At 70.9% G+C, this 20097-nt stretch carries 20 protein-coding genes; 6 read left to right on the top strand and 14 right to left on the bottom strand.

Translation table 11 applies throughout. From position 1 onward, the window contains the following. Window positions 1-152: 152 nt before the first annotated feature. Together ABC270_RS01965 and ABC270_RS01960 are read left to right on the top strand one after the other, a co-directional pair. Entirely contained in the window at window positions 153-1361 is a 1209-nt protein-coding gene (locus tag ABC270_RS01965) for a sensor histidine kinase (protein WP_412879246.1), read from the top strand. Beyond that, on the top strand, window positions 1358-2110 hold the full coding sequence (locus ABC270_RS01960) for a response regulator (RefSeq protein WP_412879245.1): 753 nt from the start codon (window positions 1358-1360) through the stop codon (window positions 2108-2110). Before ABC270_RS01965 ends, ABC270_RS01960 begins: the two co-directional genes overlap by 4 nt. Here ABC270_RS01960 and ABC270_RS01955 read toward each other — a convergent pair. From ABC270_RS01955 to ABC270_RS01925, 7 genes are all read right to left on the bottom strand, one after another. Then, window positions 2107-2862, bottom strand: coding sequence for a triose-phosphate isomerase family protein (locus ABC270_RS01955; RefSeq protein ID WP_412879244.1), 756 nt, complete (start codon window positions 2860-2862; stop codon window positions 2107-2109). The two genes, ABC270_RS01960 and ABC270_RS01955, sit on opposite strands and share 4 nt — an antisense overlap. Next, window positions 2859-3353, bottom strand: a complete 495-nt coding sequence (locus tag ABC270_RS01950) for a ribose-5-phosphate isomerase (RefSeq protein ID WP_412879243.1) — start codon at window positions 3351-3353, stop codon at window positions 2859-2861. The genes ABC270_RS01955 and ABC270_RS01950 overlap by 4 nt, the downstream gene beginning before the upstream one ends. Beyond that, window positions 3350-5077, bottom strand: a complete 1728-nt coding sequence (locus tag ABC270_RS01945) for a dihydroxyacetone kinase family protein (RefSeq protein WP_412879242.1) — start codon at window positions 5075-5077, stop codon at window positions 3350-3352. The genes ABC270_RS01950 and ABC270_RS01945 overlap by 4 nt, the downstream gene beginning before the upstream one ends. Continuing rightward, window positions 5074-6462 carry an MFS transporter gene (locus ABC270_RS01940; protein ID WP_412879241.1) on the bottom strand — a complete coding sequence of 463 codons (1389 nt, stop codon included), beginning with the start codon at window positions 6460-6462 and terminating at the stop codon, window positions 5074-5076. The genes ABC270_RS01945 and ABC270_RS01940 overlap by 4 nt, the downstream gene beginning before the upstream one ends. A 194-nt stretch (window positions 6463-6656) precedes the next feature. Continuing rightward, window positions 6657-7418 (bottom strand): SDR family NAD(P)-dependent oxidoreductase, encoded by a 762-nt coding sequence (locus ABC270_RS01935; RefSeq protein ID WP_412879240.1) that lies wholly within the window; start codon window positions 7416-7418, stop codon window positions 6657-6659. Window positions 7419-7428: 10 nt separating this feature from the next. Then, window positions 7429-8382 (bottom strand): 3-hydroxyacyl-CoA dehydrogenase family protein, encoded by a 954-nt coding sequence (locus tag ABC270_RS01930; RefSeq protein WP_412879239.1) that lies wholly within the window; start codon window positions 8380-8382, stop codon window positions 7429-7431. Beyond that, complete coding sequence (locus ABC270_RS01925; protein WP_412879238.1) at window positions 8379-9377, bottom strand: sugar phosphate isomerase/epimerase family protein; 999 nt, start codon at window positions 9375-9377, stop codon at window positions 8379-8381. The genes ABC270_RS01930 and ABC270_RS01925 overlap by 4 nt, the downstream gene beginning before the upstream one ends. A gap of 117 nt (window positions 9378-9494) precedes the next feature. On the opposite strand from ABC270_RS01925, the gene ABC270_RS01920 reads away from it, so the two are divergent. Further along, complete coding sequence (locus tag ABC270_RS01920; protein WP_412879237.1) at window positions 9495-9890, top strand: hypothetical protein; 396 nt, start codon at window positions 9495-9497, stop codon at window positions 9888-9890. Window positions 9891-9905: 15 nt separating this feature from the next. Here the strand turns inward: ABC270_RS01920 and ABC270_RS01915 are convergent, their stop codons facing one another. Both ABC270_RS01915 and ABC270_RS01910 read right to left on the bottom strand, forming a co-directional pair. Then, window positions 9906-10622 carry a GntR family transcriptional regulator gene (locus ABC270_RS01915; RefSeq protein ID WP_412879236.1) on the bottom strand — a complete coding sequence of 239 codons (717 nt, stop codon included), beginning with the start codon at window positions 10620-10622 and terminating at the stop codon, window positions 9906-9908. 109 nt (window positions 10623-10731) lie between these two features. Then, complete coding sequence (locus tag ABC270_RS01910; RefSeq protein ID WP_412879235.1) at window positions 10732-11790, bottom strand: GNAT family N-acetyltransferase; 1059 nt, start codon at window positions 11788-11790, stop codon at window positions 10732-10734. A 69-nt stretch (window positions 11791-11859) separates the two neighbouring features. Here ABC270_RS01910 and ABC270_RS01905 point away from each other — a divergent pair, with 69 nt between their 5' ends. Beyond that, window positions 11860-12219: a hypothetical protein gene (locus ABC270_RS01905; RefSeq protein ID WP_412879234.1), complete on the top strand. Its 360-nt coding sequence runs from the start codon at window positions 11860-11862 to the stop codon at window positions 12217-12219. 104 nt (window positions 12220-12323) lie between these two features. Here ABC270_RS01905 and ABC270_RS01900 read toward each other — a convergent pair whose 3' ends face one another. From ABC270_RS01900 to ABC270_RS01880, 5 genes are read right to left on the bottom strand one after another with little or no spacing between them, the layout of a single operon-like run. Beyond that, window positions 12324-13211 (bottom strand): ABC transporter permease, encoded by an 888-nt coding sequence (locus ABC270_RS01900; protein ID WP_412879233.1) that lies wholly within the window; start codon window positions 13209-13211, stop codon window positions 12324-12326. Continuing rightward, complete coding sequence (locus ABC270_RS01895) at window positions 13208-14122, bottom strand: ABC transporter permease (RefSeq protein WP_412879232.1); 915 nt, start codon at window positions 14120-14122, stop codon at window positions 13208-13210. Before ABC270_RS01895 ends, ABC270_RS01900 begins: the two co-directional genes overlap by 4 nt. Next, a complete protein-coding gene (locus ABC270_RS01890; protein WP_412879231.1) occupies window positions 14119-15330 on the bottom strand; it encodes an ABC transporter substrate-binding protein in 1212 nt (403 codons plus the stop codon). The genes ABC270_RS01895 and ABC270_RS01890 overlap by 4 nt, the downstream gene beginning before the upstream one ends. Beyond that, window positions 15327-16514, bottom strand: a complete 1188-nt coding sequence (locus ABC270_RS01885) for an ABC transporter ATP-binding protein (RefSeq protein ID WP_412879230.1) — start codon at window positions 16512-16514, stop codon at window positions 15327-15329. Before ABC270_RS01885 ends, ABC270_RS01890 begins: the two co-directional genes overlap by 4 nt. Window positions 16515-16552: 38 nt before the next feature. Continuing rightward, on the bottom strand, window positions 16553-18052 hold the full coding sequence (locus tag ABC270_RS01880; RefSeq protein ID WP_459562655.1) for a gamma-aminobutyraldehyde dehydrogenase: 1500 nt from the start codon (window positions 18050-18052) through the stop codon (window positions 16553-16555). Window positions 18053-18185: 133 nt separating this feature from the next. On the opposite strand from ABC270_RS01880, the gene ABC270_RS01875 reads away from it, so the two are divergent. Next, window positions 18186-18668: an Lrp/AsnC family transcriptional regulator gene (locus tag ABC270_RS01875; protein WP_412882019.1), complete on the top strand. Its 483-nt coding sequence runs from the start codon at window positions 18186-18188 to the stop codon at window positions 18666-18668. Next, window positions 18665-20095 carry an aspartate aminotransferase family protein gene (locus tag ABC270_RS01870; protein WP_412879229.1) on the top strand — a complete coding sequence of 477 codons (1431 nt, stop codon included), beginning with the start codon at window positions 18665-18667 and terminating at the stop codon, window positions 20093-20095. Before ABC270_RS01875 ends, ABC270_RS01870 begins: the two co-directional genes overlap by 4 nt. The last annotated feature ends 2 nt before the right edge of the window (window positions 20096-20097 follow it).

The following is a 20097-nucleotide window of genomic DNA, read 5'->3' as shown; positions in this document are numbered from 1 at the left end:
GTCGGTCTGCGCCGGCATCGTCGCCGTCACCGCATGGGCGCTCATCGCGATGTCCCCCGTGGCGTGAGGCGCCGGGCCGACCCCTCCCAGGGCCGCGGGGGCGTCCCGGCCCGCAGCCGAGCGACGGACGCCTCCGTGCGATGATCGGACCCGTGACGGAAGGGCGCACGTTCATCCGACCGCTCGCCACGCGCTCGATCGTCGTCGACGTGGTCTGGGCGGTCGTCGCGGCGCTCGCGTTCCTCGCCCCCGTCGACCTCGAGCTCGAGCACGCCAGCGTGCCCGCCGTCGTCGCGGCCGCCGGGGCCATCGCCGTGCGACGGATCTCGCCGTCCGTCGCGATGCTCCTCATCGTCGCCCTCGGGTTCGTCCAGGTCGCCGGCGGCGAGCGTCCGTCCCTGGTCGACCTCGCGATCTTCGTCGTCATCGGCACCACGGCGATCGTCGGCACCCGCGCCGAGGTGGTGCTCTCCGGCCTGCTCGCGTTCTTCGCCGGAGTGGGCGCGACCCTCTACCTGACCGTCACCGGCTTCCGGTTCGCGGTGCTCGTGAACGGGCCGCGCGACCAGGCCTTCCTGGCGATGGCGGCTCCTGCGGCCGCCCTGCTCGCAGTCTGGGCCGGCGGCCTGGCCGTCCGCGCCTTCCGCTCCCGTGACCGCGAATCCGAACGGCGCGCCCATGCCGAGGCCGCGCGGTCCCGAGCCGAGGCCGTCGCCACCGAGGCCGAGGCCACCGCCACCCGCGCCATCGACGTCGCGGAGTCGGAGCGGATCCGAGCGGCGATCGCCCGCGACGTGCACGACGTCGTCGGCCACTCCCTCGCCGTGATCATCGCCCAGGCCGACTCGGTGCCGTTCCTCGCCGACGAGGCGCGCGTCCGCGAGGTCAGCGCGACGATCGCCAGCACCGCGCGCAGCTCGCTCATGGAGGTCCGGCAGGTGCTCGGGCAGATCGACGGCACCGGGGACGCCGGTCCCGCGACGCTCGACGAGATCGTGCAGGGCATCCGCGACGCCGGGGTCACCGTGGAGCACACCGTTCGTGGCGTCCCGCGTCCGTTCGGCCCGGACGCCGGCACCGCTGCCCGCCGGGTGCTGCAGGAGATGCTCACGAACGCACTCCGGCACGGCGCTCCGGGCATGCCCGTCACGGTCCGTGAGACCTGGCGCTCCGCGGACCTCGTCCTCGAGGTCGAGAACGTCGTCGGCGGGGGCGCCACCGGCGGTTCCGGCCGCGGCGTCGACGGCATGCGCTCCCGGCTCGCCGCGCTCGACGGCTCCTTCGACGCCGCGGTCCTCGACGACGTGTTCGTCGCCCGCGCCCGCATCCCGATCGACATCCCAGGGGGGAACCACCGATGACCGACACGACCGACCAGGGGACCGGCGCGACCGACCAGCCGACCGGCACGCCCGCCGGAGCCACCGGCATCGCCGGCTCCGCGCCCATCCGCGTCCTGCTCACCGACGACCAGGCGCTGTTCCGTGCGGGACTCCGGGTCGTGCTCGACGCCCAGGACGACATGGTCGTGGTGGGTGAGGCATCGGACGGCGCCGAGGCCCTCGCCACGATCCCGGCCGTCCGCCCCGACGTCATGCTGCTCGACATGCGGATGGCGGGCATGGACGGCGTCGAGACCGTGCGCCAGCTCTTCTCCGGCGCGGTCGGCGGACCGATCCCGCGCGTCATCGTCCTGACGACGTTCGGCCTCGACCCGGCGGCGGCGACGGCGATCCGGCTCGGCGCCAGCGGGTTCCTCCTCAAGGACACGACGCCGCCGTTCCTGTTCGCGGCCATCCGCGCCGTGCACGAGGGCAGCTCGGTCATCGCCCCGAACGACCTCGCCCAGCTGTTCGGCGCCGACGTCGAGCGCGCGCCGAAGCCGCAGCCGCCGGAGTTCCAGACGCTCTCCGACCGGGAACGCATCGTGTTCGGCTGGGCCTCGCGGGGCCTGTCGAACGCGGAGATCGCGGCGAAGGAGTTCGTCACCGAGTCCACGGTGAAGACCCAGATCTCGAGCATCCTGGGGAAGCTCCAGCTCCGCGACCGGGTGCAGCTCGTCGTGTACGCGCACGACCACGGGCTCGCCGGCGCTCGGGACGAGGGCTAGGCGGAGTCGACCTCGTCGAGGATGGTGGCGATCGCGGCCGGGTCGTGGGCGAACCGTCCGAGGAACAGCCCGCCGATCCGGCCCCGCCCCCGGGTCAACAGGCCCGGTCCGGCGCTGCCGCCGTAGATCACCGTGCTGCCGGCGAGCTCCGGCCGCGTCGTCAGGTGCTCCTCGATGCCCGCGAGGACCTCGACGATGTGCTCGTCCGGCGCGGGCGCCGGCGCACCGATCGCCCACACGGGTTCGTAGGCCACGATCAACGGCCCCGCGAGGCCGTCCGCGGTCGCGGCGGCCAGCGACCGGTCCAGCTGCGCGGTCACCTCCACGATCGCGTCCGCACGGGAGGCACGGTGCGGCTCCCCGACGCAGACCAGCGGCCGCAGGTGGTTGCGGTACGCCGCGTGCACCTTCCCCGCCACGTCCTCGTCGGTCTCGTGGAACAGGGAGCGCCGCTCGGCGTGCCCGATCTCGACGAGGTCGACCCCGATCTCACGCAGCTCGGCTCCGGAGACCTCCCCGGTGAACGCGCCCTCGTCCGCCCACGACAGGTCCTGCGCGCCGAGCAGCACCGGGGCGTCGCCGATGACCTGCCGCACGGGGACGAGCGACGGGAACGTCGGCACCACGAACAGCTGCGCGGCCCCGGAGCGCACGGCGGGGTGCCGCTCGGCGATGTCCACAACCTGCCGGACCCACTCGAGGGTCCTGGCGTGCGAGAAGTACATCTTGAGCGACACCCCGACGAGCGTCATGCGCGGTCGGCCCCTGCCGCGTCGATGCCCTCGGCAGCCGACCCGTCGTAGGAGCAGATCGCCGCGACCTTCTCCGCACTGGCGGAGGAGGTGTCGAACTCGTACCCGAGCCACTCCTTCGCGAGCCGTCGCGCGAGCTCCAGGCCGATGACCCGCTGCCCCATGCAGAGCACCTGCGCATCGTTCGACAGCACCGACCGCTCGACACTGTAACTGTCGTGGGCGGTCACGGCACGGATCCCGGGGACCTTGTTGGCGCTGATCGCGACCCCGAGCCCCGTCCCGCAGATCAGGATCGCCCGGTCGGCCTCGCCGTTCGCCACCATCCGAGCCGCGTCGACGGCGATGTGCGGGTAGGCGGTGTGCCCGTCCGCGTCCACCCCGACGTCGGCGACGTCGGAGACCCGTTCGTCCGCGAGCAGGTCGGCCTTGATCGCCTCCTTGTACTCGAAGCCGGCATCGTCCGATCCGACCACCAGTCGCAGCGTCATCGTGCTGCTCCTTCCTCGATGACCGAGGTCACCGTCTCGACGATCAACGCGAAGGACACCGCTCCGGGGTCCTTCGTCCCCACCGCCTGGTCGGCGTGGGTCTTGGCGCGTCCCTTGCGGGGCACGAGGTCCGCCGTGGCGTCCGCTGCCTCGCGAGCCGCGGTCGCGGCCGCGCGCCAGGCGTCCAGGGTCGAGGCACCGCCCTCGATCGCGGACCCGAAGGCCTCGTCGAACGGCACGAGGGCGTCCACCAACGTCTTGTCCCCGGGTACGGCACCGAAGGCCGACACCGCCGCCGTCGCGGCGTGCACCGCCTCCGCGAGCTGCGCCGACGACGGACGCGACTCGTCCCCGATGACGCGACCCAGTGCCTCCAGGGCGGCTCCCCAGATCGCGCCGGAGGTGCCGCCGGCCTTGTCGGACCAGGCGTCCGCAGCGATCGCGAGGAGCCCTCCGGCGCCGACCTCGCGGTGCAGTGCACCGGAAGCCGCCGCGTCCGCGGCGTGCACGCCGCGCTGCATGCCGATGCCGTGGTCGCCGTCGCCGGCGACCGCGTCCATCTCGCCCAGCTCGTCGACGTGCTCGTCGATGACCCGCCGCGCCGCGGCGAGCGCGGCGGCAACCCGGGTCGCGACCGCTTGCGACTCCGTGGAACCGGTGCCGACCTCGATGCCGTCGGACGCCTCGAGCTCGGACTCCGGCAGGCGCTCGGCGGTGACCGCGCCGCCCTTCCGGAAGGCGGGGGTGTCGGCCGGAGCAGCCCAGAGCCGCTCGAGTTCGTCGTCGAGCCAGAACAGCGTGAGCGAGACGCCGGCCATGTCGAAGCTCGTGACGAGTTCCCCGACCTCGGGTTCGACGATGACGACGCCGGCGTCCTCGAGCAGTCGGGCCACCGAGCGGTAGACGACGAAGAGCTCCTCGTACTTGACGCTGCCGAGGCCGTTGAGGATCGGGACCACCCGCGCGCCGGACGCCGTGACGCCCGTCGGCAGTTCGTCGAGCAGCCGCGACACCAGGAGGGACGCGAGCCCCTCGGCCGTGGGCACCTCGGTCTCGTCGATGCCGCGTTCACCGTGGATGCCCATGCCGATGGCCATGCGGCGCTCCGGCACCTCGAACAGCGGCTCGGCGGCGCCGGGGAGGGAGCAGCCGGAGAACGCGACGCCGAACGAGCGGGTCCGGTCGTTCGCTCGCGACGCCACCGCGGTGACGTCGTCGAGCGTGCGGCCCTCCTCGGCGGCGGCACCGGCGACCTTGAACACGCAGAGGTCGCCGGCGATGCCGCGGCGCTCGGACGCCCGGTCGGCGGGTGCGGACACGACGTCGTCGGTGACCCGGACGGTGCGGACCGGGATGCCCTCGCCCTCGAGCGTGCGTGCTGCGGCGTCGAAGTTGAGGCAGTCGCCCGCGTAGTTGCCGTACGAGAAGAGCACCCCGCCGCCGTGCTCGGACGCGCGGGCGACGCCGGCGACCTGCTGCGCGGACGGGCTCGCGAACAGGTTGCCCATCGCCGCGCCGGCGGCGAGACCGTGGCCGACGAGTCCGCCGAAGGCCGGGTAGTGGCCGGAGCCACCGCCGATCACGACCGCGACCGTGTCGTCCGGGCTGGTCGTGGCGCGGGCGACGCCGCCGTGCACCCGGCGGACCCACCGCTGGTTGGCGAGGACGAACCCGTCCGCCGCCTCGTCCGCGAAGTCCGCGGGGTCGTTGAAGAGCCTGGTCATCGTGTCGTCTCCTTCGACGCACTCGTCGCCACGTGGGACGTGTCGAGCAGATCATCCGCCTTCGCGCCTCGGAAGAACTTCGTGCAGAAGATCATCACGGCCGCCACGAACGCGAGGACACCGAGCGAGACGATGCCGAACGCGCCGCTGTCGGTCGGGACCACCTCGTTGATCGCGGTCCGCATGATCGGGGCGACGAAGCCGCCGAGGTTGCCGAGCGAGTTGATGAGGCCGATGCCCGCGGCCGCCGCGGCACCGGTGAGGAACGCCGTCGGGTACGCCCAGGTGATCGGACCGACGGCGAGGAAGCTCGCCACGGCCAGGGTGATGAACAGGATGCCGAGGACCGGTTGCCCGTTCGCACCGGCCCACGCCGACCCGAGGATCGACAGGCCGGTCGTGACGTAGAACATGGTGCCCCAGCGACGGCGACGTCCGACGGTGTCCGCCTTCGAGCCGACGAGGTAGCAGGCGACGAGGCCGACGAGCCACGGGATCGCGGCGACGAGGCCGACCTGCCAGCCGACGTCCTGCCCGAGGAGCGACGACACCTGCTGCGGCAGGTAGAACGTCGTCCCGTAGACGGCGACTTGCAGGCAGAAGTAGATGATCGTGAAGTACCAGACGCGGCCGCTCGCCATCGCCTTCCAGATGCCCTTCGGGCCGTCCTCGTTCCGGGCGTGGTCCTCACGGGCCATCGCCGCCGTGAGGGACGCCTTCTGTCCGTCGTCGAGCCACTTCGCCTGCTGCGGGCTGTTCGTCAGGAAGAACAGGGCCGCGACGCCGGCGAGCACCGCGAGGATGCCCTCGCCGAAGAACATGACCTGCCAGCCGTGGAACGGTGTGACCTGGTCGCCGACGCTGATGAGGCCGCCGGAGAGCGGCGCGCCGATCATCTGCGAGAACGGCTGCGCCAGGTAGAAGATCGCGAACATCCGCACGCGGACCTTGTTCGGGAACCACTCGGAGAGGTACATGATCACGCCGGGGAAGAGCCCGGCCTCGGTCACGCCGAGCAGGAACCGCAGGATGATGAACATCGTGTCGTTCGTGGTGAACGAGAACAATGCGGCGACGATGCCCCAGGTGACGGCGATGCGGGCGAGCCAGAAGCGGGCGCCGAACCGCTTGAGCAGCAGGTTGGACGGGATCTCGAAGATCGCGTAGCCGATGAAGAAGATGCCGGCGCCGAGGGCGAAGGCGGCGTCGGAGATGTTCCGGTCGACGCTCAGCGCCTCTTCGGCGAACCCGACGTTGGTGCGGTCGAGGAAGGCGACGAAGTACAGGATGACGAGCATCGGCATGAGGTGCTTCGTCGCCTTGCCGATCGCCGACCGCAGGGCCGGATCGTGGGTGGACCCCAGGGCGGGGCTGGTTGTGGACACGAATCGCTCCTTCGCGATCGGGTGGGTCGGTCGGCCGGTGGCGGCCTGGAGGCACGACCGACGACGAGCACGTCGGCTCGCTCTGGTCGTGGGGCCGGTCTGGGCCCGGTGCGCGCTGGGTGCGCTGGTGCGCGCGCTGCGCGGCGCGGGCGCGCTGGTGCGCGGGTTGCGCGGGTTGCGCGTCGGTGCCGTTCTCAGTGCATGTAGAGGCCGCCGTCGACGTTCAGCGTCTGCCCGGTGACGAACCCGGCGTCCTCGCTGATGAGGTAGGCGATCGCCGCCGCGATGTCCCGAGGGGTGCCGATGCGCGGCAGCACACCGTCGGCCGCCATCGCGGTCTTGCGTTCCTCGGAGAGCGTGCCGCCCATGATGTCGGTGTCGATCGGGCCGGGTGCGATCGCGTTCACGGTGATCCCCCGGTGGCCGAGTTCGCGGGCCATGCCACGGGTGAGCCCGATGACCCCGGCCTTCGCGACCGAGTACGGCGTCTTGCTGAAGGTGCCGCCGCCACGCTGGGCGGAGACCGACGACAGGTTGACGATGCGGCCGTACCCGTGCTCGACCATGGACTGCGCGGCACGGAGGCTCGCGAAGTGCACGCCGTCGAGGTTGATGCTCAGGACGCGGTGCCACTCCCCCTCGGGCAGGTCGAGGTACTCGTGGGCGGACGAGACGCCCGCGAGGTTCACGAGCGCCGCGATCGGCGGCAGCGCGGACTCGATCCTGTCGAACGCGGCGCGGACGGCGGCCTCGTCCGCGACGTTCGCCCCGGCGCCGACGGCCTGGACGCCGTGCTCGTCACGGATCGCTGCGGCGACCTGCTCGCTCGCTGCCTGGTCGAGGTCGATGATGCCGACGTTCCAGCCCTGCTCGGCGAGGTGGTGGGCTGCGGCCCGGCCGATGCCGCGCGGTGACGCTGCGCCGGTGAGGACCACGGTCTGCTGTTCGTTGCTCATGACGGGCCCCTCAGTGGATCGGCGCCGGGCCGAGCTCGTCGAGGAGCTTCTGCATCGCGACGTACGCCCGGTTGCGGTAGGCGACGAGTTCGGGCGTGCGGTCGGCGGCGACGTCGAGGTACCCGGCGCCGGACTTCGTGCCGAGCTCCCCGGCGTCGACGTGCTGCTGGAGCGACGGCGGGGTGGCGAACCGCTCGGGCCAACGGGTCTGGAGCGACTCGAAGCAGAACGCGTACACGTCGAGGCCGGCCATGTCGGCGATCGCGAAGGGTCCGAAGAACGGCAGGCGGAAGCCGAACGTCGTGCGGACGATGGTGTCGATGTCGTCCGGGCTCGCGATGCCCTCGTCCGCGATCTTCGTCGCCTCCTCGAACAGGGCGTACTGCAGGCGGTTGAGCACGAAGCCCGTCGAGTCCTTCACCCGTGCGGACTGCTTGCCGGTCGCGGCGACGACGGTCTCGCCGACCTCGATCGCGTGCTCGTTCGTGGTCGGGTGCGGGATGAGCTCGACGCCGGGGATGAACGGCGCCGGGTTCGAGAAGTGCACGCCGAGGAACCGCTCGGGTCCGGTGACCGCCTCGGCCAGAGATTCGATGAGGATCGTCGAGGTGTTCGAGCCGATGACGGCGTCCGGGCGAGCGGCCTCGCTGATCCGGCGGAGGGTGGCGTGCTTGATCTCGAGCTTCTCGGGCACGGCCTCCTCGATGAAGTCGGCCGTGGCGACCGCGTCCTCGATGGAGTCGGCGGCGCTGAGGTGGGCGTCCACCCGCTCCACGGCGTCGGCCGGGAACAGGCCGTCGGCGACGAACTGCTCGGTCTCGGCGATGAGCCGGGCGCGGTTGGACGCGGCGATCTCGGCGGACACGTCCGCGATCCGGACGGTGTGGCCGGCGAGGGCGAGGACCTGGGCGATCCCGCCGCCCATGTAGCCGGACCCGACGACGGCGATGTCGAGGGTGCTCATCGAGTTGCTCCTTGCTTCGTCGTCCCGACCACCGAGGTGGCGAGGACGGATCGGATGTACTGCTGGTTCGTGGCGCAGACGCCGAGGCTGTCCCCGCCGTACTGCTCGGTCATGACGATCCCGCGGAACCCGTCGGCGACGGCGTCGCGGAGCACCTGCCGGTAGTTGATGAGTCCGGTCTCCATGGTGCTCGGCGCACTCGTCGCCCAGCTGCCGTCGCCGGCTTCGTCACGCGTGTAGTTCTTCACGTGGAGGTAGTTCGTGTGGGGCATGGTCTTGGCGAACAGCTCCTTCCAGTCCTCGACCGGACGGTGGAGGCGGATGAGGTTCGCGACGTCCGCGTTGAGGCCGACGGTGTCCAGACCGATCTCCTCGACCAGGCGGACGGCGCTGTCGGCGGTGCCGAGGTAGGTGTCTTCGTACAGCTCGAGCGCCATCGGCAGTCCGACGCTCGCAGCGTGCTCGCCGAGCTCCCGCAGGCGCTTCACCGCAGCGTCCCACACCTCGGGGTCGTCGGGGTCCTTCGGGCCCGGTGCCGTCCAGAACCAGAGCGCCTTCCGCTGCGCCTCGGTGAACGGCTGGTGCAGCCCGGTCGAGAACACCTGCATGCCCCACTCGGCCGCGGCGTCGATCGTCCGGTGCGCGTACGCGAGGTTGTCCTCCTCGTGCCCGGGCTGGATGACGCTCTTCCGCTGCAGGTGCACCGAGGGGATGCCGACCCCGTGCGCGGCGGCGACCGCGAAGAGCTCGTCGCGGCGGGACCGCTCGAGGTCGGCGGGGCGGATGTGGCTGTCGGCGAGCTCGGCCAGCGAGAAGCCCGCGGCCGCGATCTGCGCGAAGACGTCGTCCCACACCTCGGCGGGGGCGTCGTGGAAGGCCGTACCGTCGCGGGTGACCTGGGCGAACCCGTGCAGGCAGGCGGCGATCGGCCACGTCTCGTCGGTCCAGGTCGTCGGGTCCCAATCCTGGGTGACCCAGTCCTGTGGTGATGCCACGTGCATGCTCCTTCGCAGTCGTGCGGTGCGGTTCAGCGCCGAACCTCTTTCCTATAGGAAAGATACTCGCAAACGACCGGAGCGCAACCCGGCCCGCGCGATCGGTACGGTGAGCGCGTGGACATCCAGGTGGCCGAGGACGACCTGATCGTCCGCGTGCGCATCGCGTTCCGACCGATCCGGTCGGCCCAGCTGTCCGAACCGACCGGCCCCCGTGGCACGGAGACCCACCCGTACGTCAGGTGCCTGTACCGGGCCGAGGACTGGGCGACGAACATGCACCTCATGACGGGCGCGGTCGTCCTGGAGCCGTTCGTGCTCTACGAAGCCGACGCCGTCTTCCTCGACCCCGGGTTCGCCCGGGAGCGCGTCACCCTCGGCCAACGCTTCGAGGTGTTCGGCCGGCCGGATCCACTCGGCCGCGGCGAGGTGCTCCGACCGCGATCGGACCTCACCCTCGGCGTCGTCCCGGTCGGCGACGGTCTCGACCACTTCCCCGCATGGACCGGCTGACCCGGCGACGACCCATCAGGCCCCGTGGGACGCGTCGGCCCGCGAGCGCACCCGGACGTTGTCGATGTGCACGCGCATGGCCGACACCGCGGCCGACGGGCTGATCGCGAGCGCGTCGAGGATCGACCGGTGCTCCGCGACGGCCCGCGACGTGTCGTCGTCACCACCGCCGACGATCTGCCGCATCCGGTGCACCCGGGTGGTGATGATCTCGGACATCTCCTCGAGGAACGGGTTGTGCGTCGCGTCGAAGAGCACCTGGTGGAAGTCCCAGTCGCTGCGGAAGAACCGGGCCATCAGCTCGTCGGGCACCGTCCCGACCTCGATCGCGGCGACCTCGGCGGCCACCTCTGCCTGCACCGCGAGCGCCGCGTCGAGCCTGCTCCGGAGCGCCTCGACGTCGCCACGGGCGGCGAGTTCGACGGCACCGCTCTCGACGATGAGCCGCGCGTCGAACAGCGCCTCGAGCTGGTCGCCGGCGAGGGGTGGAGCGACGCGGTACCCCTTGTTCGCCTCGCGGGTGATCAGCCCGGTCCGCTCGAGTTGGACGAGCGCCTCGCGGACCGGGGTCGGTGAGACGCCGAGCGTGCGGGCGAGTCCGTCGATCGACAGGCGCATGCCCGGTTCGACGTCGTGGCCCATCAGGAACTCGAGCACCCGGTCGTAGACCCGGTCGCGCAGGCCGAGCTGGGTGATCCGCTCGTCGCCGAAGCCGGCCATGGTGCTCGTCATGCCCTGATCATAGAGAATCGACGATCACAGGAGGCGCCGGACGGACGGACGGACGGGAGGCCCGTGGCGGCGCCGCCACGGGCCTCCCGTCCGGTGGGTCCGCCGGCCATCAGTCCAGCGCAGGGACCTCCGGGACCTGCGCGAAGCGGATCGCTCCGCGATCACGCTGGCGGAAGCCGAGGTGCTCGTACAGGGCGATCGCCCCCGTGTTGGTCGCTGCGGCGTGGAGCATCGGCGTCTCGCCGCGCTCCCGGATGCCGTGCGCCACCGCGAGCACCAGCCGCCGACCGAGCCCCTGCCCGCGGAACCCGGGATCCGTGCACACGGCGCTGATCTCGGTCCAGCCCGGCGGGTGCAGGCGTTCACCGGCCATCGCGACGAGGCGGCCGTCGCGGCGGATGCCGAGGTAGGTGCCGAGCTCGATCGTGCGCGGGAGGAACGGACCGGGCTTCGTGCGGGCGACGAGGTCGAGCATCTCGGGGACGTCCTCGGTCGTCAGCCGGACCGCCTCGGGATCGGGTTCGCCGAGGACCGCCTCGCCGGTGAGCTGCACGCCTCCGGCACCCTGCAGGTCGTGCCACCCGGGCGGCAGCACGGCGGACGGGTCGACCCGGAACCCGGCGCCGGGGCCGAGGAGCGCAGCGATGTCCGCCCAGTCCTGTTCGGTCGGGTGGACAGGGACGCCGGTCCACACCGAGACGTCCGGCAGGTACCGCACGATCTCGCCCCGGCGCTCGGCGAAGCGGGCGTGCGCACCGTTCAACGACGCGAGCGCGGGGTTGTCGAGCATCCGCGTCGCGGTGCCGTCGTCGGCGATCGTCAGGTCGAGGGAACGCACCGCGGTGCCGCGGGGGTCGCGGGCGAAGTCGCGGGCCTCGAGGAGCCGACGGACCCCGTCCGGGAGTCCGGCGGTGTCGACCACGACCGCCGACGCGTACCGCGCGGCCGCCGTCGCCACCACGGCGTCCACGAGGTCGGAGAGAGCCCGGTCCACGCCGTCCGCTCCGTCGTGGGTGAACCGCAGTTGGACCTCGCCCGGTCTGGTCAGCGCGCTGAGGTGCTCGCCAGGGGCGGCCGACTCGACGACGGCGCCTGTGTGCGTCCATCGCTCGGCGCGCGGGTCGGTGGCAGCGGCACGGCGGACGGCGGACACGGACGGGGCGGTCATGCGTCCAGTCTCCGACCGCACCGCGGCGTCCGACGGATCGTTGCGGAGCATGACGGATACGCTGCTCCCGTGACATCCCGACAGGCCCGTCCGCAGGTGGTGACCGTGTCGGTCGTGCTCTGGGCCGTCTGGCTCGTCGGGTGCGTGCTCGCGTCGGTGATCGGCTTCGTGGAGTTCCCGGCGAGCGCCCTCGTGACGGTGATCTCCGTCGTGCTCTCGCTGGTGATCTGGGCGCTCGTCGCCTGGGCGGTGCTGCGGGTCTGGCGAGGATCCGCGACTGCACGCATCGTGCTCGTGGTGGTCGCGGCGGCGCGGGCGCTCCTGAGCATCGGCGACGGCGTGTCGACGCTCCTGCTCGTGGCGCTGTCCGCGGTGGCCGCGGTGCTGCTCTTCCTGCCGGCCGCTCGCCCGTTCTTCGGCCGGCGGTAGCGTCCGGTGACTCTTGGTCCCACGAAACGCGCGCGTTTCGACGAACCACCGGTCGATCGACGCGTGCGACGTCGGAACGCGCGCGTTCCGCTGACCCGCCCGGCCTAGCCGCGCGTCCGTGCCAGCCGGCGGTTGAGGGCACCGTTGAGCAGGGCCACGAGGAGACCCACCGCGAACACGAGCGTGCCGAAGCAGAGCACCTGCGGCGGCATCCCGGCCTTCGCGGCGCCGTACACGAAGAGCGGGAACGTGACCGACGGTCCGGCGACGAACGACGTGATGACGTAGTCGTCGATCGACATCGCGAGCGCCAGCAGCCCCGCAGCGAGCATGCCCGGCGCCAGCAGCGGCAGCGTGACGAGCCGGAACGCCTGGAAGGGCGTCGCGCCGAGGTCACCCGCGGCCTCCTCGAGCACCTTGGACGTGCCGGCGATCCGCGCCCGGAGGACCACCACGACGTACGCCACGTCGAAGGCCACGTGGGTGATGAGGATGGTCCAGAATCCGGTGCCGAGGCCGACCGACAGGAAGAACGACAGCGACGCCGACCCGACGACGATCGACGGCGCCGCGATGTCGGCGAACACGATCGAGCTGACGATGCCGCGGCCGGGGAACCGGTAGCGCTCCAGGGCGAGGGCGAGCGGCAAGCCGATCGCCACGGAGACGACCGCCGCCAGGAACGCGACGAGCACCGACGTCCCGAACGCCGCCCCGAGGCCCGAGACGTTCCAGAGGTTCTGGTACCAGTACGTCGTGAAGCCGTTCCACGCGAAGGTCAGCCGGTTGGTCGGGGCGTCGTTGAACGAGTACGCGACCATGGAGACGATCGGGACGAGGGTGATCGCGATGACGACCCAGTAGACGATCGCGAGCCACGGCCCGCGACGCTGGGCCCCGCGACGGCGGCGCTGCGGCGGGACGGCCGTGCTGGACGCGACGGGCGACAGGGGTGCGGTCGACCCCGGACGGGTCGGTGTGACGGCGGTCATACGAGGTCCTCGAGGTCGTCGGTGCCGGACACCCGGGCGTAGATGAACAGGATGATGCCGAGCACGACCATGAGCACGGTCGACAGCGCGGCGGCGACGTTGTACTGCTGGTTGCCGGAGTAGGCGTCCTGGATCGCCTGGCCGATCGTGTACGTGTTCGTCCCGCCGAGGAGCGCCGAGTTCACCGGGTCGCCCACGCAGTCGATGAAGACGAGCAGCACACCGGCGAAGATGCCCGAGCGGGACAGCGGCAGCGTGGTGTGCCAGAACGCGCGGAACCTCCCGGCGTACAGGTCGTTCGCGGCCTCGCCGAGCCGGGGGTCGATCCGTTCGAGGGCCGCGTAGATCGGCAGGACCATGAACGCGAGGTCGTTGTAGGCGTCGCCGAAGATCACCGCGCCCGAGGTGCCGAGGATGTGGAAGTCCTTGCCGGCGAGGCCGATCGCCTGCAGGGTCGTCACGACCGGCCCCTGCGACGCGAGCACGAACGCCCACATGTCGGTGCGGATCACGAACGACACCAGGAAGCTGATGAACACGAGCATGAGCAGCGGGTTCTTCCACCGCGGGGACACCCGGAACGCGATGAAGTACGCCACCGGGTACCCGACCAGGATCGTCACGATCGTCGCCGCGACGCCGTACCAGAGCGACCGGAGCAGGAACGTCAGGTAGGGCACCTGCGGGTCCACGAACAGGGACGAGTAGATGCCGAAGTTCCACGTGAACGTGTACCCGTCGTCCGGGTTGCCCGACATGAGCGACACGATGAGCCCGGACACGAGCGGGATGACGAAGAACACGCAGAGGTACGCGGTGCCGACGATGCCGAGCAGGAACGGCACCCGCAGACGGCGACGACCCGGACCGGTCCCGACTCCGGCGACGGCGGCGGTCCCGACGGCGGTCACGACTGCACCACCGCGTTGAAGATGCTGTTCCACTCCGAGTACTCGTCGTAGTTCTCGAACACCCGGAACTCGTGGGAGCGGTCGAGGACGTCCTTCGACGGGAACACGAGCGGGCTGTCGGCGACCGTCGGGTCGTCGAGGACGTCGCGCACGTAGTCCTCGGCGCCGGGGACGGGGCACACGTAGTTGACGTAGTCCTCGACGATCCCGGCGATCTTCGGCGTGTAGTAGAAGTCCATCCATGCGAGCGCCGACACCGGGTTGGCCGCCTGCCTCGGGATCATGAGGTTGTCGTGCCACATCATCTGGCCTTCCTCGGGCGTGACGAACTCCAGGTGCTCGAACCCGGACTGCTGCGCCTGGAAGACGTCACCGGACCAGGCCTGCGTGATCCAGGTGTCGCCGTTCTCGAGCTTGTTGATGTAGCTCTGGTCGTAGAACCCGGTGACGCTCGGCCGGAGCTTCCGCAGCCAGTCCTGGGCCTTCCGCCAGTCCGACGGGGTCGAGGTCTCGGGGTTGATCCCGTTCGCCAGGAGCCCGAGCGACCCGAGCTCGGTGTTGTCGCTCATGAGGCCGACCCGCCCGCGGAACGCCGGGTCGAGGAGGTCCTGGAAGGACGTGATCTCACGGTCGATGTACTTCGGGTTGTAGGCGAGTCCGGTGAAGCCGGTCTGCCACACCACGGAGTGCTTGTTGTCCGGGTCGTACGTCGGGTCCTTCACGGAGTCGCCGGCGTACTTCGCGAAGTTCGGCAGCCGCGCGTGGTCGAGCTCGCACACGAACCCGTTCTTGATCATCTGCGTGAGCTCGAACCCGTTCGTCATGACGACGAGGTCGTACCCCGTCGCGCCCTGGGCACGGAGGATCGGCGAGACCGTGGCGTAGAACGTCGCGTTGTCCTGGATGACCGCCTGGTAGTCCACGGAGATGCCGGTGGCCTGCTCGAACAGCTGGATCGACTCGGACTTGCCCTTGTCGGAGTCGATGTAGAGCGGCCAGTTCGCGAAGTTGAGCTGCTTGGTCGCCTTCGCGTCGGCCCAGAAGCGCTGCCAGTCGACTTCGGTGCCGGCGAGGGAGGCCGCCGAGCCCTTGATGCTGCAGCCGGCGAGCAGCGCGGCGAGCGCGGCGGCCCCGCCGCCAGCGAGGAACCCGCGTCGGCTGACGCGTGCGGACGTCAGGCCGCGCACCAGGTCGGGTCGGCTGGTCACGCGACCGCTCCTGCGGTCGCCGGCTCGGACTGGAGGCCCGGATCACCCTGGGTGGTGACGGTCGCGTCCGACGCGGGGTGCGCCTCCAGGCCGAACCCGTGGTCGACACCCCACGTCAGCCAGACCTCGGTGCCGGTGGCGATCCGTGGCCCGCCCTTCGAGTTCTGCGCGAAGACCGACACCTGCCCGGCGCCGGGGACGTCGACGAGGTACTGCGTGCTCACGCCGGAGAACGACACGTCCACGACCCGGCCGGGGCCGAGGATGTTCCGTCCGGCCTCCGGCGACGGCTCCGCTGTCCGGATCTTGAGCTTCTCGGGGCGGACGCCGACGACCACGCTGCCGGACGTCGCGACGGCGCGGGCGGTGGGGACCGCGAGGGTGCCTGCCGCGGTCGTCACGACCAGGAGGTCGCCGTCGGTGCCGCGCACCTCGCCCTCGAGCAGGTTCGACTGGCCGAGGAAGTTCGCGACGAATGCGGTGCGCGGGAGTTCGTAGAGCTCCTGCGGGCTGCCCATCTGCTCGATCCGCCCGCCGTTCATCACGGCGACCGTGTCGGCCATCGTCATCGCCTCTTCCTGGTCGTGCGTGACGTGCAGGAAGGTGAGCCCGACCTCGGCCTGGATCGACTTCAGCTCGAACTGCATCTGGTGCCGGAGCTTCAGGTCGAGCGCGCCGAGCGGTTCGTCGAGGAGCAGGAGCGCCGGTCGGTTCACGATGGCGCGGGCGAGGGCGACGCGCTGCTGCATACCGCCGGACAGCTGGGCGGGACGCTTCGACGCGGAGCCCTCGAGCTCGACGAGCCGGAGCGCCTCGGTCGCCTTCGTCATCGGGTCCGGGATGCGCCGACGCTTGAGACCGAACGCGACGTTCTCGAGCACGCTCATGTGCGGGAAGAGCGCGTAGTTCTGGAACACCGTGTTGACCGGCCGCTGGTACGGCTTCGTGTCGGTGACGTCCCGCCCACCGATCGTGATCGTGCCGCTCGTGGGCTCCTCGAGACCGGCGACGAGTCGCAGCGTGGTGGTCTTGCCGCAGCCGGACGGACCGAGCAGGGCGAAGAACGACCCGGCGGGCACCGTGAGGTCGAGCGAGTCGACCGCGGTGTGGCCCGGGAAGGCCTTGGTGATCCGGTCGAGCCGCAGATCGGCTCCCGATTCGGCGAACGTGCCGGTCATTGCCATGGTGCCTCCTGCTGCTGGTGCGCGGGTCGGGTCCGGGGTCAACCGGTGTAGGACATGACGTGCTTGATGCGGGTGTAGTCGTCGAACCCGTACTGCGACAGGTCCTTGCCGTAGCCGGAGTGCCGGAAGCCGCCGTGCGGCATCTCGGCGACGATCGGGATGTGCGTGTTGATCCACACGCAGCCGAAGTCGAGGTCGCGGGAGCACCGCATCGCCCGCGCGTGGTCGGTCGTCCACACCGAGCTCGCGAGGCCGTACTCGACGTCGTTCGCGAGCCGGAGCGCTTCGTCCTCGGTCCGGAAGCGCTGGACCGTCTGCACCGGGCCGAAGACCTCTTCCTGCACGATGCGGTCGTCCTGCCGGAGCCCCGACACGATCGTGGCCTCGTGGTGGAAGCCGCGGTCACCGACCCGGTGGCCGCCGATCTCGACCGTCGCGTGGTCGGGGAGGCCGTCGAGGAAGGAGCGCACCTGCGCGAGCTGGCCGGCGTTGTTGACCGGGCCGAAGGCGGGGTCGGCGACGTCGGGTCCGGTGCGGGCGTTCGCGCGGGCCTCGGCGACGAGGGCCGCGACGAATTCGTCGTGGATGCCGTCCTGCACGAGCAGCCGGGTGGCGGCGGTGCAGTCCTGCCCGGCGTTGAAGAACCCGGCGGCGACGATCCCGGCGACCGCGGACGGGACGTCCGCGTCGTCGAACACGATGACCGGGGCCTTGCCGCCGAGCTCGAGGTGCGTGCGCTTGAGGTCGGACGCGGCGGCGCGGGCGACCTGCATGCCGGCGCGGACCGAACCGGTGATGCTCACGAGCTGGGGCGTCGGGTGGTCGATCATCGCGGCGCCGGTGGTCCGGTCGCCGAGCACGACGTTGAGGACCCCAGGTGGCAGGAACTCCGCGGCGACCTCGGCGAGCAGGAGCGTCGAGCGCGGCGTCGTGTCACTCGGCTTGAGCACGGTCGTGTTCCCCGCGGCGATCGCCGGGGCGACCTTCCACACCGCCATGTTGAGCGGGTAGTTCCACGGCGTGACCTGGGCGACGACGCCGATCGGCTCCCGGCGGACGAAGGACGTGTGGTCGGCCGTGTACTCGCCGGCGCTCCGACCCTCGAGGTTCCGGGCGGCGCCGGCGAAGAAGCGGATCTGGTCGACGGACAGCAGGATCTCGTCCCGCACGAGGGTCGCCCGGGGCTTGCCGGTGTCGAGCGACTCGAGGTCGGCGAACTCCTCGGCGCGCTGCTCCATCGCGTCGGCGATCCGGAACAGGGCGAGCTGTCGTTCACCGGGTGTCGTGCGCCGCCACGAGCGGAAGGCCTCGCTCGCGGCGGTGAACGCGGCGTCGACGTCCCCGGCGGTGGAGACCGGTGACGTGCCGTACACGTGCTCGTCCGTCGGCGCGACGAGGTCCATGGTCGCGTCGCCGCGCGCCTCGACCCGCCCGCCCCCGACGAAGTTCCGGAGCACCCCCGTGTCCGCCCCGAGCCGAGCGGCCGGGCCGGAGACGGCCGTCGCGCCGCCCGAGGAGGCTGTGTCACTGTCCAGCATGGCGGCGATACTGGCACGGAATCCGCCGCTCCGGAAGAAGATTCCGCAGGTTGTGGAGAACCGTAACAACGGAAATCGTCGCGAAACATCGTGTTCACAACGAAATCCCTTGCGTCGCTCGGACGCCGCTGCCATGCTGTCCGGCATGGCGGCAGCACCACGACGTCCGGGACCGATCGACGAGACCTCGAAACGGATCATCGAGCAACTCCAGGCAGACGGACGCCGCCCGTACGGCGAGATCGGCAAGGCGGTCGGTCTCAGCGAGGCGGCGGTCCGCCAACGGGTGCAGAAGCTCACGGAGACCGGCGTCATGCAGATCGTCGCGGTCACGGACCCCCTGCAGTTGGGGTTCCACCGGCAGGCGATGATCGGCATCCGGGTCAGCGGTGACACCCGAACCGTCGCCGATGCACTCGAACGGCTCCCGGCGGTCGACTACCTCGTCATGACCGCCGGGAGCTTCGACCTCATGGTGGAGGTCGTCTGCGAGGACGACGACGGCCTCATCGAACTGCTCAACGGCACGATCCGGGCGATCCCGGGCGTCGCCGAGACCGAGACCTTCGTCTACCTGCAACTCCGCAAACAGCTCTACGACTGGGGAACGCGATGACCATCTCCGAACCACGTGCACGCCTGGGGTCCTACGACCCGTTCGCCCCGGTGGACGACGCCGCGCTGCAGCAGAAGTCGCGCGACCACCTCTGGATGCACTTCGCCCGGCACGGCGCGAACCAGGCGGGCGCCGACGTCCCGATCATGGTCCGCGGCGAGGGGCACCACGTCTACGACAGCCACGGCAAGGAGTACATCGACGGGCTCTCCGGTCTGTTCGTCGTCGCCGCCGGGCACGGACGCAGGCGTCTGGCCGAGATGGCGGCCAAGCAGGCCGAGACCCTGTCGTTCTTCCCGATCTGGTCGTACGCCCACCCCGCTGCGATCGAGCTCGCCGACCGGCTCGCCGACCACGCCCCCGGCGACCTCAACAAGGTGTTCTTCTCGACCGGTGGCGGTGAGGCCGTCGAGACCGCGTTCAAGCTGGCGAAGTACTACTGGAAGCTCCGCGGCAAGCCGATGAAGCACAAGGTGATCTCCCGCGCGGTCGCGTACCACGGCACGCCGCAGGGCGCCCTCGCGATCACGGGCATCCCGGCGATGAAGCAGATGTTCGAGCCGCTGACCCCGGGTGGCTTCCGCGTCCCGAACACGAACTACTACCGCGCCGAGGAGATGGGCTTCGCCGGCGGCTCCGAGGAGGAGTTCGGCTTCTGGGCGGCCGAGCGCATCCGCGAGATGATCGAGTTCGAGGGGCCGGACAGCGTCGCCGCGGTCTTCCTCGAGCCGGTGCAGAACTCCGGCGGCTGCTTCACCCCGCCGCCCGGGTACTTCCAGCGGGTCCGCGAGATCTGCGACGAGTACGACGTGCTGCTCGTCTCCGACGAGGTGATCTGCGCGTTCGGCCGGATCGGCACGATGTTCGCTTGCGACACGTACGACTTCGTCCCGGACATGATCACCTGCGCGAAGGCGATGACCTCCGGGTACTCCCCCATCGGCGCGACGATCATCAGCGACAAGCTGTTCGAGCCGTTCTCGACCGGCGACACGACCTTCTACCACGGCTACACGTTCGGCGGGCACCCGGTGTCGGCGGCGGTCGCGATGGAGAACCTCGACATCTTCGAGGAGGAGGGCCTGCTGCAGAACGTCCAGCAGAACGCCCCGCTGTTCAAGGCCGAGCTCGACACGCTCCGCGACCTGCCGATCGTCGGTGACGTGCGCGGCGACGGGTACTTCTACGGCATCGAGCTCGTCAAGGACAAGGCCACGAAGACGACCTTCGACGACGTCGAGTCGGAGCGCCTCCTCCGCGGGTTCCTGTCGAAGGCGCTGTTCGACGCGGGGCTGTACTGCCGCGCGGACGACCGCGGCGACCCCGTCGTGCAGCTCGCACCGCCGCTGACCATCGGGCAGCCGGAGTTCCGCGAGATGACGTCGATCCTGCGGAGCGTCCTGACCGAGGCCTGGACGAAGATCTGACC

Source organism: Curtobacterium phoenicis, assembly GCF_047238015.1.
Taxonomy (GTDB): domain Bacteria; phylum Actinomycetota; class Actinomycetes; order Actinomycetales; family Microbacteriaceae; genus Curtobacterium.
Note: the sequence above shows the minus strand (reverse complement) of the source record. Positions and strands in the feature narration are given on the sequence as shown.